Genomic DNA, 14134 nt, shown 5'->3' with positions numbered 1-14134 from the left:
AATATGATAAATGCTATTAGAGACATTGGAACATACTTAAGAGAAAATAATGGAATTGATGAAAGAGACATTATAAAAAGTTTAGCTAATAAGATTGAAGGTGATACGGTTAAAGAAATTTTACTAATTAACATTAAGGACGATGGAAGTATAGATATACAGAGTGAGGAATTTTATGGGGATATAACTACAAAAGCATTGTTTTATCAAGCTGGAAATGGTGCATTAGGTGGTGCCTTTAGAGCAGATTATTTTAAGGATGAGAAGAAGGAGAAAGAAAAGTTCGATAAAAAAATAAAACAGACTCTTACATATTGCGGGGTAGAAAGTTGCTACGAAGAAGTTAAAGAAATTGTGTATAGAAGAATTAACGAAAATAGCAAAAACTTCTTTGCTGTAATATTGGTAAATGGAAAATACCCTTATGAGCTATTTAAAGATAAGTTTTTAGATAAAATGTACTCAACTATGTTTAAAGCAATAACAGGTAAGCATGTTTGTCATTTTTGTGGTGAAAAAGGTGAGGTGTTTAATACAACTACTTATAAATTCTACACAAATGATAAAGAAGTATATGGAAATATAGATGACAAGGATAAAAGCGGAGTTGCACTTTGTAAAAAGTGCCTAAATGATACCTTGATAGGTAAGGAGTATGTGGAGGATAAACTAACTACTTACTGGCTAAATAAGAATGTAATGTTTTTACCTCATAATTTTAATGGAAATGCAGAAGCAATATATGAAAATAGTACTATAGGCTCTGAAGATAAGAAAAACTTTATATCTAACATTTATGATGATGAAAAGTTAGTTCTTGAATTATTAGGCAAAGGGAATACCGAAACAGATATTATCTTCTTTGAAAAGGATGGCAATAAAACATTCTATATTTATCACACAATAAAAAGTATGCTGCCATCCCGCTTTGGAGAATTGGCAGTATTGCTTGATAGGTACAAAGTAAGGTTATTTAATGTTATAAACTATGCTACTGCTACCAAGGTAGGTTTAAAGGGTATAGAAACAACAGATAAGGAAAAATTCAGAATCCTTGAAGCTGTATTTATGGGAAGAAAAATTCAAAGAAATGTATTTTTCACTAGAGCTATGATGGTATATAAGTATCACTACATCAACAGTAAGAGCCTAAAAGATGATTATAAGTATATGATTAATAACATAGGTAAAGTTTATAATTTTTTAGTTGATTGTGGATGTTTAGAAGGAGGGTTTAAGGTTATGACTAAGTATAGTAGCTACAATGAATTATTTGAAGATAACTTAAGTTACTTCGATACGAATGAGAAGAGAGCTTGGTTTTTGATAGGAATGGCATATAACTATGTTAATTATAATATCAAGAAAAGCAATGCAGGTGAAGATGGGAAATTAGCAGATAGAAGTTCTTTAGATAAAAACTTTTTCTTTGCAAGAAAATTTGACTTCAGGGATTTTATCTACTTTTCTAATCTTCTAAGTGATAAGGCTATCAAATACAGAATTAATCAAATTAAATTAAAGGACATGCTAACAGAAGGTAAAGAGTTAATGGCAAAAAAAGAAGGTAAGTTGAGTACTGATGAAGCCAAATACTTATTCTTCTGGGGAATAGATAGTTATTTTGGTAAGGATAAAGAAGAGTTAGCTTTGGACGTAGATGAAGATTTAAATAAAAATATAGAAGGGCAATAATGGAGGGAAAGAGTAATGGCTAATACAAGAGAATTTTTATTATTCAGTGATTGCACAATGGCAAATCCTAATGGAGATATGATAAATGATAATAGACCTAGATATGATGAGGGCACAGGAAAGCTTGAAATGTCTGATGTTAGGATAAAAAGATGCTTTAGAGAAGAGGCAGATAATAGGGGATTGAAGGTCTTTGTAAGGCCAACTAAGGATGATAAAGGAAAAGATAAAGGTAAGTATTTGGATTGTAAAGGTGTTGCAAAAAAGATAATTGAGGATAACTTCCCAAAAGATAAAGACGGGAAGGATAAGCTAGAAGGACTATTAAAGAGTGATTATATAGATGTTAAGCTTTTTGGAGCAGTTGTAACAGAGCCCAAATTTAATATAACAGGGCCTCTTCAAGTAATGTGGAGTAAAAGTATACATGAAGCAGAAATAAAGTTTGCACAAGGGACAGCTTCCTTTACATCAGCAGAAGGAAAGGCTCAAGGGACAACTTGGTCAAAGTACTATACTCCTTATGCATTATTTAAAACTTATATGGTATACAATGATAAGGCTGCGGAAAGACAGGATATAAAGTTAACAGAAGAAGATTTGGATAATTTTAAAGATATATTATTATCAGGAATTAGAAATTATAAGAGTACTTCAAAGAATCAGATGCCTAGGATTCTTGTAGAAGTTATTTATAACAAAAACTATATTGATGGGGAACTTGATTATGTGAAAGTAGAATATAATAAACAAGATTTAGAACTAAGAGAAGTAGATGAATTTACTTTTGACTTTTCAAGTTTAACTAAGTTCGTAGAAGGGCATAAAGATGTTGTTAAAGGAGTTAACATATATCTTCATCCAAAGGTAAAGGTTGAAAATATTGCAACAGAATTTAATATTATTTATATGTAGAATGTTGGGGTGTATAATATGAAAGCTTTAATTTTTAGAGCGTGGGGTGATTTCGCTAGATTTAGATGTCCATATACAACAACCTCTGCACTAACGTATACCCTTATACACCCTATAGCTGTAAAAGGGCTTATAGGGGCAATAATGGGAATAGACTACAGTGATTTATATAACTATACCCAAAATATGAAAATAGCTGTAGAGGTTTTAAAACCAATAAAGAAAGATACTCAAAGTTTCAATTTAGTACCACAATCACACGGAAATGGAGCACCAAGCTTTCAATCAAGGGTAGAATTTTTAAGAGATGTAGATTATCGTATTTATTTAACCTATAAAGATGAGATGCAAATAGAGGGTGAGGAAGAACTTATAAAGATAAAAGATGTATTGGTAAATAGAAGCTATACATTTACTCCGTATTTAGGAGCAAGTGAACATATAGCTAAGTTACAATTTGAAGATATAAAACACATAGAGAATATAGCTTCCAAAGAGACAATACTAATTAATTCAGTTTTCCCTAAAGAGCTAATAAAGATAGAAGATAATGTAGATATGAATATATGCATAGACAGGATACCTGTTAAGAATGAAAAGACACGAGAATACATGGAGTATACAAAAGTAGCTTTTGTGACAAATGGAAGTATTGCAGGTAAAAGTGAGGGAATAGTAAAAGTAGGTGAATCAAATGTGTACTTCTTTTAACTTGAAGTCTCATGTCTTTGGAGAAAAAGAGGGTGGTCAGCTTTTAGTTGATCACCTAAGAGGAGTTAAAGATATAGCATTAGAAACTTCAATGTATAATGGCGTTATAGGTAAAGAACTTGAAGAAGTTATAAAAATTATAGCTATGTGTCATGACTTTGGAAAGGCTAGTGCATATTTCCAAGGTTATTTGGATGGTAATTATAAAGGAGAATTAAAGCAGCATGGAGAAATATCAGCCTATTTTACCTATTACATGTTACCTGAAAAGTGGAAACTCATAGGGTTTATATGCGTAAAAAGACATCATGGAAATATAGAAATTGACAATAGTTTTTTTTGTTGTACAAATGAAGAAAACCTAATAAAAGTAAGCAAAAAGATAAGAGAAAATATTAAAGAATTAGAGTTAATATATAATAAGGACCTAGATGACTTTTTTAATAAGATTGAGAGTAAACAGTTAATAAAGGATGTGAGATTATCTTATATTAAAAGAGCTACAGCAATTAAAAAAAAGTCTATAAAAGAGCAAGAAGAGGAATTTATGTATCTTCAATATTTATGGTCTTTATTGTTAACAGGTGATAAGACACAGCTTATCAGATGCAGTACTTTTATAAATAAGGATATTCTAAAGGAAAAGCTAACTAAAAATTATAAGAATAAGTTACGAGAAGAGTTAATTAGAAAGATACCTAATATTAAGAAATCACCTTTATTTAATATTAGGGAAGAAATATATGACAGTACTATGTATTCTATTAATAATCTAGATTTAGAAAAGGATAAGATATTATCCATTAATGTACCTACAGGCACAGGGAAAACAATAGCTGTATATGGAGCAGCTTTTAGACTAAGTGAAAGATTGATAGAAGAAAAGAGGATAGTTCCGAATATAATCTATACTATACCCTTTATGAGTGTTATAGATCAGAACTATGATGTATTAGAGGAAATATTAGCTTGCAACAATATTCAAGGCACTCATGACTTAATTTTAAAACATCATTCAATGTCACCTATAAATTATAAGGATAGTGAAGAGAAAGAGTATAGAAATTATGATGCAAGATTTTTAGTTGAAAATTGGCAGAGTACAGTAATAACAACAACCTTTGTACAATTGTTTAACACTATATTTAAATCAGGAATTAATTCAATAATGCATAGATTCCATAAGTTATCAGGTTCTATAATTATTTTGGACGAGGTTCAAGCAGTTCCACCTAAATATTATCCTATAATAGAGGATTTATTTAATATATTATGTGAGAAATTTAATTGCTATGTAATAACAGTAACTGCTACGAAACCTTTGTTTTTGGAAGGTAAAGAACTAATTATTAACAATGAGAAAATATTTAATAGCATGAATAGGATAGTATTTCAAAATCATACACAGCATTTTTTGAACTTATATGATTTTAAAAATATATTAGCAGATGATATAGAATGTAACAAGGATAAAAGTTTTCTTATAATTCTAAACACTGTTAAGTCTACAAGGGAAATATATGATTATGTAAATAAATATTTTAAAGGAAAACGCAAAGTTATTTATTTGAGTACTGAAATAATTCCTCAAAGAAGACTAGAAATAATAAAGGAAATTAAAGAAAGTAATGAGAAATATGTACTAGTTTCTACACAACTTATTGAGGCCGGAGTTGATTTGGATTTTGACATTGTTTATAGGGATATAGCACCTATGGACTGTATAAATCAATCCGCAGGAAGAGCAAATAGAAATGGTGTAAATGGTAAGGGGATAGTAAAATTATATAAATTAATTAATGATAAAGAAAAAACCTTTGCATCCTATGTTTATGCAGGACCACTTCTGGATGCAACTTTAAGTATACTTGAAGGAAGAGATATTATAGAAGAAACCGAACTATGGGACATAAACAACAAGTATTTTTCTAAGCTTAAGACTGCAACAGAAAATAAAAGTTTAGAAGAGTATAAAAAATACTGTGAAGATATAAAGGGATTAAAGTTGCAGGAAATAAGAAAATTTGAATTGATAGCAGAAAATGCAAATAAGATTGATGTCATTATAAGATACAATGAAGAAGCGGAAAGATGCATAGATATAATTGAAGCAGGCGGCGAATACCAAGACGTTATAAACGCTTGGAGGATATTAAATAAATATAAGATATCTGTAAATAGACAAGATATTGAGGACATGACCCACGAGATAAAAGGAAGTAGATTTTTAAATAAGGAAGACTACGATAAGGATACTGGTATAAAAAGAAGAAATGCTACATTTATTTAAGGAGGAAAATCTTGAAACTAGATATTTGCAAGGTAACATTTGATGACATTAAGTTATCTCCAAGATATAGTGAGAAAATAAGAGGATATTTAGGAAATAAATATATAGAAAATAATTTACTACATAACCATGTGGAAGATAAGTTTCTATACAGGTACCCATTGGTGCAATATAAGGTATTATCACAAGTACCCATTATTATAGGCATAAATGAAGGCGCTGATATTGTAGCTAATATAGGGATAATGGATGATGGACTAATACTTGATGGAACTGAATATAATACATTTCAAAAGAAAATAATAAAGTCAAAGTTAAATTTTGAATGTACGGAAGATTATATTAGGTATAAGTTTGTGATACCATGGATTGCGTTAAATCAGAAGAATAGTGAAGTCTATAAAGGTAGTAACAAAATTGATCAAGAGGAGATACTAAAAAAGATACTTATAGGAAATATAATCTCTATATCCAAAAGTTTAGGATATACTGTTGATAAAAAAATTAGCTGTTGGATAAATTTAAAGGAAAAAGAAGTTAAGTTAAAAGGGATAAGGCATATAGGCTTTTTAGGAGAATTTAAGGTGAATTTTAGAATACCAGATTATCTAGGTATAGGAAAATCAGTTTCAAAAGGATTTGGTACAATTAAATGTATGAATTAGTTTATATTTTTAGGTTGTTTTGAAGGGATATTGAATTCATAATAAATACTGAGATATAATGTTATATGGGACTAGCTGAATTTAAATTCAATAATATACTTTTAAATTTATTAATAATTTTGGTTTAGAGTAAATTATATAAAATTTATTTGCTGGGATTTTAAAAAAAACATTATATCACATATAAATAATAGCTTAAGGGCATGCTATAACTATGTAAGAGCCTTAAAATATAATTAAAATAGCTCAAATTTTAATGAAAAAATATTAATTTTAAGCATGTCTCAAAAACCCCCTTAAATCTTGATATAGCTTTACTTATATAAAAATAAGGATTAATAAGATACTTCCATTAAAATAAGGATTGAAACCTGCAAGGCTAAGGGATACCCACTTAATAATATATCATTAATAAGATACTTCCATTAAAATAAGGATTGAAACAAACTTGAAAGTTCATCTATAACACACATATCCCACTATTAATAAGATACTTCCATTAAAATAAGGATTGAAACTACTAAAAAGCTTGATGGTATAAGTAAATTAGAAGATTAATAAGATACTTCCATTAAAATAAGGATTGAAACTTTACATGGTAAGCTTATAGAAAATGATAAGCAAGATTAATAAGATACTTCCATTAAAATAAGGATTGAAACTTATTATTTCCATTAGCTGTAGTGGTTTCTGCGTAGGATTAATAAGATACTTCCATTAAAATAAGGATTGAAACAGTATAACTTATCATTGAATGGAAATTGTGAATAACATTAATAAGATACTTCCATTAAAATAAGGATTGAAACATAAAATAAATGACTACAATAATAACCAAATGCCAATTAATAAGATACTTCCATTAAAATAAGGATTGAAACCCCAATTAGAGCAACTATACGGTTCTAAAAATGCAATTAATAAGATACTTCCATTAAAATAAGGATTGAAACTAGTTATCTTATTTGCAAATGGTAATACATTATTGAATTAATAAGATACTTCCATTAAAATAAGGATTGAAACGCAAAAATGTTATAGATATAAATAAATATTTGCAAAAATTAATAAGATACTTCCATTAAAATAAGGATTGAAACTAACTAAATCCATGCTCTATCAAAGAAGCATTTATAAATTAATAAGATACTTCCATTAAAATAAGGATTGAAATTCTATAAGTAAATTGAGTTATAAGAGTGAAGTAGCTCACTAATAAGATACTTCCATTAAAATAAGGATTGAAACTTCATAAATTCATCCCAAGTATAAGTTTTAGTTCTAACTAATAAGATACTTCCATTAAAATAAGGGTTGAAACACTACAGAGTTAATAGGTCAGTATGGCAGAAGAGGAGATTAATAAGATATTTCCATTAAATAAAATAAGGATTGAAACGGAAGTTGGGATACAGCTCTAGCAGTTCTCATAGCATATTAATAAGATACTTCCATTAAAACAAGGATTGAAATTCCATATACTTCAATTTGACATTTGCATTGAGTTTAAACTAATAAGATACTTCCATTAAAATAAGGATTGAAATTTTGAAGCATCTAAGCAGAGGTGATTAAATGAACCTACTAATAAGATACTTCCATTAAAATAAGGATTGAAATAATAAAGAAGTTATAGAGGATATTGTAGCTAAAAAGGACTAATAAGATACTTCCATTAAAATAAGGATTGAAACATATCTTGATTACCTAGAATGTTTTGTTGAACGAAATATTAATAAGATACTTCCATTAAAATAAGGATTGAAACGGAATATCTTTTACTTTAAATAGCCTATAATCTTCCATTAATAAGATACTTCCATTAAAATAAGGGTTGAAACAGGAGGACAAAAGATAAGGTTAATTAGTGCCTTTAAAGTTAAGAAAATACTTACATTAATAAAAACAATTCTTTCAATCTTCATCAAATGCTAGAGGATTATTTCACAAAGTGTAAAAAACTGAGGAGCTGTCTAAAAGTAGAAATTTAAAAAGTTCATAGCAATATGTAGGTCATATGTTGCTATGAACTTTCCTTTCATATATTACATAGATATCATTGATTTCTATACTTTATGGTACTCAATACTAATCATCTTCCCTGTTATCAGTAATATTAATTCGTATAAATTCCATTAATGCTATATTAATAATTTTCGATTTGCTCATCTTCTTATTATATTTTTCAAGTATAATCTCTTCAACTTTTGTAATAACAAAAGAGTTTAGTGAAAGAGAATATTTCTCTTTTCCATAACATTCCATATATTCTGGATAAAAAGAGTAATCTATGTCTTTATATTTAGGCTTTGAGTTAGATGAGAAATCTTCTATTACAGATGGAACCTTTTCTACATTGTGCAATTTTCCAGATTTTAAAGACTGATTGGTATTAATACTATTTTCATTGTTAGTACTATTTAACGTGTTTTTTTCCTCATTTTTGGGTTTTAAAAGGTCCCTATTTTGTCCTAATTTTGTATTACTTTTTTCTGATGATGTAGAAGTTGTAGATTTTTCACTAGGTGACGAATCTTCCTCTTTAGACTCAGAACTACTATCATTATTAATTTCAATTTCATGAGTTTTTACGAATGTTTCGGCAGATTTTTTTCTTCCTTTTTTCCTACCTTTTTTAGCAGAATTAGTAGCTTTATTTTCAGTAATATTTGATGTGGATTCTAAAGGATTACTATTTTCTTGTAACTCCTTATTACTTTTTTCTGATAAGCTAGAATTTGTAGAATTATTATTAATTGATAAGTTTTCATCCTCAAGTATTGAATTATTATTATTCTCGATTTCAATTTCATTGTTTATAGCTAAAGTTTCAGGAGAATTAACATTTTTCTTAGAAGGTACCCAGAGCTTTGCTTTACTATCCCATATAAGTCCTAGTTCGTTTTTAATATAGTTTCTAATTGCATCCCTGCTAGGACACTCGCCTTCTTTAAATTTTTTAAGAAATGTTTGGCGTATATTGTGGGCACTTATATGATTACCCACTAAATATTTAATATCACTATTATTAAGGATATTAACAATTTCATCATGATTCATAAAAATCTCCCTTTTGATTTTTATCTATTATATATTATGATAGGGAGAAAAAATGATGACTAAAAGTAGGAAAAAAATGAATATAATTTATGATATTATTTTAGTATAACTTTTAGTAGGCAGATAGTCCTGCTCGGCATGCCGAACAAGACTATCTGCCTACCAAGGCTATTTTAAAAAAACTTGATATTTTAAGGTTTTAGGATAAATAAATATGTCAAGGGTTACTTTATCATCTTCATTAGACACCAGTATCTTATCAATTAAAAGAAAACATAAAAGCCTCTTGTCAGGTATATTCTGTGCTATTTCATGAACCTCATTATAAAATTCATTTGAAGGTATAGGTTTTGTACTAATAAGAGATATCTTTTCCTTTAGTTGATTTGAAAGTAGGGAGATTTTATCTTGAAAATAACGCTTATATTTTGCTAGGCCATATTCAACATGTTCTTCTGGGTTTTTAGATAGCATTTCATCAATATTTGAAATATTTTTTTGAAGGTAAGAAATCTTAGCTTCTAGATTATCTTTGATGTATTCTAATTCTTTTATCTGTTTTTTAAATAAACTAATATATTTTTTATATGCAATAGACATTTTATCCTGAGAAAAGGTTACTTTACCTAGTTCTTCTAAAACCAACTTTTCCACTTCCTTAGCTTTAACAATATTATGAGATTTTGAATTTTCTTTTGTTGGGCATTTATATACGCTAGTTTTATCTTTACCATAGTTTTTTGGGACTAATTTTTTTTCACCATTGCATTTAGAGCAAATTAAAAGATCTTTAAGAATAAATGGAGAGGAGAAGTATTGAGGATCTTTTATGGTAGGCTTAATGTTCTTTTGTAAGTTAGTTAAGGTTAATAAATCCTTGCCGACAATATCAAATTTTTCATTGTAATCAGCTTTTAAGTAATCATCATTTTTAACTCTATTTTTTCTACGGCCGCCTTTCTTTCCCCAAGTTAATATGCCACAATAAATTTCGTTGTTAAGAATATATTCAATTGTACTTTTATTAAACTCATAAGGAGGATATTCTTTAGATAATATATCTGCAATTTTCCTATAACCATATCCTTTTGAATAAAGTTCGAAGGCAAGTCTTATTATTTCTATTTTGGTACCATCTATATCTAAAACCTTGCCTTTTTGGTTTTCATTTTGTTTAAGTTTAAATCCAAATGGACGCTTTCCACCAGTCCAGGCTCCTTTTTTAAAAACTTGAGTAAGAGAATCATAAACCCTTGTACTATTAGTTGAAGCTTCAAATTCAGCAAAACAAGCTATAATATTTTGGAGCTTTTGACTTAAGGAGTCGTTTTTAAAGTTCTCTCCTTCTTTTGTAAAATGAATCTGAATCTTATATTTTTCTAGATGATGTTTAATTAGTGCATTTTGAAACACATCCCTAGCCAATCTATCGCTGCTATAAACTATAAGGTGAGAGAATTCTTTACGTGAGGCCATTGTTAATATCTTCAATAACTCTGGGCGATGTTTAAAAACAATGGTAAAGTCGCTTACCATTGGTGAATCATTAGTATTTGAAGCAGGTTCCTTTTCTGAGAAAACCATATCTTCAGTTAAGATTAATCCATTTTTCTCTGCATATTCAACTGCCTTTTTTATTTGTGTTTCTATGCTTTGTCTTTTTTGGGATACTCTTAGATAAGCTACTGCTACCCTTGTATTTGAAGTCCAATAATAGCTTTCTTTTACCTGAGGTACTGTTTGATGCATTTATAATCACCTTCTTTATTATATTTTTCAAAAAATCATTTGTAACATTTTCATTCAATATGAAGTGCTGTACTAAGAGGTTCTTTTCTTTAATACTAATTTTAGGGTAGAGGTTTTCCTTGTAATACATATACTCAGACATTAGCACTTTCAGCTTGTCATATTCAGTTTTCAGTTCTTTTTCTTTTGAAGTTAAATCATTAAATATAGGGTTATTAATGCTTTTTAGTTTTATCATTTCTAGTAACAGCTTGTCTTGTTCTTTGTGTATAGTTTTGAGTTCTTTTTCTATCCTATAAATTTTTGATTGAGCCTTTTCCATTTTTCTGTTGTAATAAACCAACATTCCTTCATCAGTAAATAAGTCATTAATAACTATTGATAGTATATTATCTAAAAGGATTTCTTTTTTTATTTTATCAAAGCAATGGTCTACGCATTCAAAATATTGATCTATCAAATAGATTCTTGATCCGCATTTTGCACAGTATATTAAATTAGATAGAATAGATGGGGAAGCATCCAAAGAATCTATATCAGAGAAACCATTCACATGAAAATGTTTAAGCATTACGTCTTTCCAAGAATTAAAGTTTTCAATTATGGGAGTAATATTTGTTGCTTGGATAAGATTATTATTACTTTCATCAAGTGATAAGTTTCCTTTATCATCGTGAAATAGCAATTTTGTGATTGAAATATTAGGGGTTTTTGTATAACGTCCAGTATATATAGGACTCTCTATTATTTTTAAAATATCCTTATCTTTTAAATTAATATTATGTGTAGTATTTATCTCTTTTAAGATGCTTTTCCTTGATGCTTTAGTAAGGGAGGATGTTGAAAGTTTTTCAAATGCTTCTTTAATTATAGGGGAAAGTTTAGTATCAGGAACTAATTGCGCATTTGTTCCTTTTCCAATTTTACTATAGCCTTTTGGATATTGAGCAGAGATAGGATAATTACAACTTGCACGTCTTCTGTCCCTACCATCTTTAGTTCTTCGTGCTATATTTTCAGGTTCTAATTCTGCAAAGGAAACCAAAATATTCTCCATTAAAGGAAATATATCTTTGTCAGTATTTTCTTCTGATAGAAAAGCTTCATCAGAGGATGCGTAAATTATCTTAACATTATTTTGTTTACATAGATATTTAATTTCTTTGAAGTGGAGGACTTTTCTAGCAAGACGGTCTCTTTTGTACACTACTATAGATTTGAACTTATTATTTTTTAAGTCGTATACAAGTCCTTTGAATCCAGGTCTATGGAGAGGTTCAAATTTAGTAGCAGATTCGTAATCAAAATATTCTTCACTGATTATAAGATTTAATTCATGAGCCTTATCTCTACAGGTTTCAAGTTGATTTTCTATATTATCTTTATCATTTGATGTAGATCTTCTTGCATATATAGCACAGTAGTGATTTGGATTGTATTCATACAAGTTATTCATCTTTTCCATAAACTTCTTCTACACTACTCCTTTCATGGCTTTTTAATATAACTTGTATTATATAATCCATGAATATATGCTTATAATATTCTTCATTATTGTAAGTAATAGAGATTTTAATATCTTCCTTATCCAAATGTATTACCTCCTAAGCAGTTTTTATAATTGTTTATTTATTTGAAAGTTTGTTTTTGGGATTTTTAGTGATGTTGAATAAAGAGTTGGCTGTGAAGGGATTTTACCAATATTGAATATAGTATCTAAGTTAATATAGGTAGATAATTTAATTCCATGTCTTAAATAATAGAGGCTAAATATGTCGGGATAAACTCCAATCTTCTCTTTTATAGAAGTTATAGTGAAAAGCAATTTGTTTGGGGAAAATCTTTTGTCGGCAGGGGGGATGTATTTCCCGCTTTTATAATCGATTAGCTCTAATTGGTCATTTGATAAGAAGTGGAGTTTATCTATTCTTGCATATCTAAATTGTGAATCTTCATTGCCACTTATGAATTTATTAATAAATACTATATCACAACCTTTATCTAAGGGGCTTAGTGAATATAGTTTTAAGGCATTAGTGGCATAGTCTCTAAAGAGTGATTCTTCATCCTTAGATTGGTACCCATTAGATATCCAGTTGCCATCTAGAATATCTATTAGGATTTCAAAACTTAAAGAAGTGTTAGGGTATTTTTTATTTATTTCATAGAAAGTTTTATGAAGTGATATATCAAAAGATAGGTATTTATTAATCTTCACTTAGAACTACACCACCTTTGTAACAATAGGATGTGTAGAAATTCACGAAATATACATTAAAATGAAAATTTCATTTTAATGAAAAAGTAAAAAGATACCTAAATATATTGTTATTTAGATATCTCTATTAATTTATTAATATTATTGAGTTCTTCAACTAGCATATTTGCAACTAAACTTGTTTTATCTTCATCAAAAGATAACGCAGAAGAGACTGAGATAAAAGCATCGAGTAGCGTTTCTAAAGAAGGTTTTATTTTATTATAATCTTCTACAATGTTTATATTTAGTTCTTTAATAGGGTACGGTTTTGAAAATAACTGTAATTCCGAAAGGGGTATATCTAAAGTTTTTACAAGATTATTCAATAAATTAAGTTGTAATGAGTCTGTCTTACCGGTTTCGATATTACTTAGTAATCCAATTGAAATTTCAAGTTTGTTAGCAAGTTGAGCCATAGTATAGCATTTTTGCTTTCTATATTTTCGTATGGTTTCACCTAATTGATGCTGCATTAGAACACCTCCATTATTTAGGAGTATGAACAAGAAAATCTTTATTTAAACAATATTACAAGGTAAAGGAAAAATTTATAAGTATTTTAAAGAGTAGAGTTATTGAGACAGTGTATTAAAGAGATTACAATATAAGTATCGTCAATACTTATCAATGATGTTGATATCATATTAAAGTAAATGTATATAAGTAATAGGTTCTGTTTAAGAATGATATTCAAAATGATATAATTTATATATAAGTTATTTCACAATTGTAATTTAGTGTGACATATGAAAAATGTAAAACAACTTAATAAATAGTAATTTGTTAACT

General features: G+C 28.3%; 11 protein-coding genes and 1 CRISPR repeat array. Of the genes, 5 read left to right on the top strand and 6 right to left on the bottom strand.

What is annotated here, in order from left to right; translation table 11 throughout:
* Nucleotides 1-3: 3 nt before the first annotated feature.
* From BSD9I1_RS15090 to BSD9I1_RS15070, 5 genes are read left to right on the top strand one after another with little or no spacing between them, the layout of a single operon-like run.
* Nucleotides 4-1695, top strand: coding sequence for a TIGR02556 family CRISPR-associated protein (locus BSD9I1_RS15090; protein ID WP_186431023.1), 1692 nt, complete (start codon nucleotides 4-6; stop codon nucleotides 1693-1695).
* Nucleotides 1696-1710: 15 nt separating this feature from the next.
* Entirely contained in the window at nucleotides 1711-2610 is a 900-nt protein-coding gene (gene cas7b, locus BSD9I1_RS15085; RefSeq protein WP_186431022.1) for a type I-B CRISPR-associated protein Cas7/Csh2, read from the top strand.
* Between the two features lie 18 nt (nucleotides 2611-2628).
* Entirely contained in the window at nucleotides 2629-3321 is a 693-nt protein-coding gene (cas5b, locus tag BSD9I1_RS15080) for a type I-B CRISPR-associated protein Cas5b (protein WP_186431021.1), read from the top strand.
* A complete protein-coding gene (gene cas3, locus BSD9I1_RS15075; protein WP_186431020.1) occupies nucleotides 3305-5611 on the top strand; it encodes a CRISPR-associated helicase Cas3' in 2307 nt (768 codons plus the stop codon). Before cas5b ends, cas3 begins: the two co-directional genes overlap by 17 nt.
* Before the next feature lie 11 nt (nucleotides 5612-5622).
* Nucleotides 5623-6276 (top strand): CRISPR-associated endonuclease Cas6, encoded by a 654-nt coding sequence (locus BSD9I1_RS15070; RefSeq protein WP_186431019.1) that lies wholly within the window; start codon nucleotides 5623-5625, stop codon nucleotides 6274-6276.
* Between the two features lie 334 nt (nucleotides 6277-6610).
* Nucleotides 6611-8116: a CRISPR direct-repeat array (repeat unit 34 nt; unit sequence TAATAAGATACTTCCATTAAAATAAGGATTGAAA).
* Between the two features lie 248 nt (nucleotides 8117-8364).
* On the opposite strand, the gene BSD9I1_RS15065 is transcribed toward BSD9I1_RS15070, so the two are convergent.
* The 6 genes from BSD9I1_RS15065 to BSD9I1_RS15045 form a co-directional block, all read right to left on the bottom strand.
* On the bottom strand, nucleotides 8365-9336 hold the full coding sequence (locus tag BSD9I1_RS15065; protein ID WP_186431018.1) for a hypothetical protein: 972 nt from the start codon (nucleotides 9334-9336) through the stop codon (nucleotides 8365-8367).
* A gap of 168 nt (nucleotides 9337-9504) precedes the next feature.
* Complete coding sequence (locus BSD9I1_RS15060; protein ID WP_242966518.1) at nucleotides 9505-10974, bottom strand: recombinase family protein; 1470 nt, start codon at nucleotides 10972-10974, stop codon at nucleotides 9505-9507.
* Nucleotides 10958-12550 (bottom strand): recombinase family protein, encoded by a 1593-nt coding sequence (locus tag BSD9I1_RS18960; RefSeq protein WP_242966511.1) that lies wholly within the window; start codon nucleotides 12548-12550, stop codon nucleotides 10958-10960. Before BSD9I1_RS18960 ends, BSD9I1_RS15060 begins: the two co-directional genes overlap by 17 nt.
* Nucleotides 12534-12677, bottom strand: a complete 144-nt coding sequence (locus BSD9I1_RS15055; protein ID WP_186431016.1) for a hypothetical protein — start codon at nucleotides 12675-12677, stop codon at nucleotides 12534-12536. Before BSD9I1_RS15055 ends, BSD9I1_RS18960 begins: the two co-directional genes overlap by 17 nt.
* A 23-nt stretch (nucleotides 12678-12700) precedes the next feature.
* Nucleotides 12701-13303, bottom strand: a complete 603-nt coding sequence (locus tag BSD9I1_RS15050) for a hypothetical protein (RefSeq protein ID WP_186431015.1) — start codon at nucleotides 13301-13303, stop codon at nucleotides 12701-12703.
* A 110-nt stretch (nucleotides 13304-13413) separates the two neighbouring features.
* A complete protein-coding gene (locus BSD9I1_RS15045) occupies nucleotides 13414-13818 on the bottom strand; it encodes a helix-turn-helix transcriptional regulator (protein WP_186431014.1) in 405 nt (134 codons plus the stop codon).
* Between the last annotated feature and the right edge of the window lie 316 nt (nucleotides 13819-14134).

It is taken from the genome of Clostridium sp. BSD9I1, from assembly GCF_900185645.1.
Taxonomy (GTDB): Bacteria; Bacillota; Clostridia; order Clostridiales; family Clostridiaceae; genus Clostridium_AK.
Note: the sequence above shows the minus strand (reverse complement) of the source record. Positions and strands in the feature narration are given on the sequence as shown.

Excerpts from the sequence above, each read along its gene's own strand:
- BSD9I1_RS15090 (WP_186431023.1), top strand. The coding sequence starts at position 4 with ATGATAAATGCTATTAGAGACATTGGAACATACTTAAGAGAAAATAAT.
- cas7b (WP_186431022.1), top strand. The coding sequence starts at position 1,711 with ATGGCTAATACAAGAGAATTTTTATTATTCAGTGATTGCACAATGGCA.
- cas5b (WP_186431021.1), top strand. The coding sequence starts at position 2,629 with ATGAAAGCTTTAATTTTTAGAGCGTGGGGTGATTTCGCTAGATTTAGA.
- cas3 (WP_186431020.1), top strand. The coding sequence starts at position 3,305 with ATGTGTACTTCTTTTAACTTGAAGTCTCATGTCTTTGGAGAAAAAGAG.
- BSD9I1_RS15065 (WP_186431018.1), bottom strand. The coding sequence starts at position 9,336 with ATGAATCATGATGAAATTGTTAATATCCTTAATAATAGTGATATTAAA.
- BSD9I1_RS18960 (WP_242966511.1), bottom strand. The coding sequence starts at position 12,550 with ATGGAAAAGATGAATAACTTGTATGAATACAATCCAAATCACTACTGT.
- BSD9I1_RS15045 (WP_186431014.1), bottom strand. The coding sequence starts at position 13,818 with ATGCAGCATCAATTAGGTGAAACCATACGAAAATATAGAAAGCAAAAA.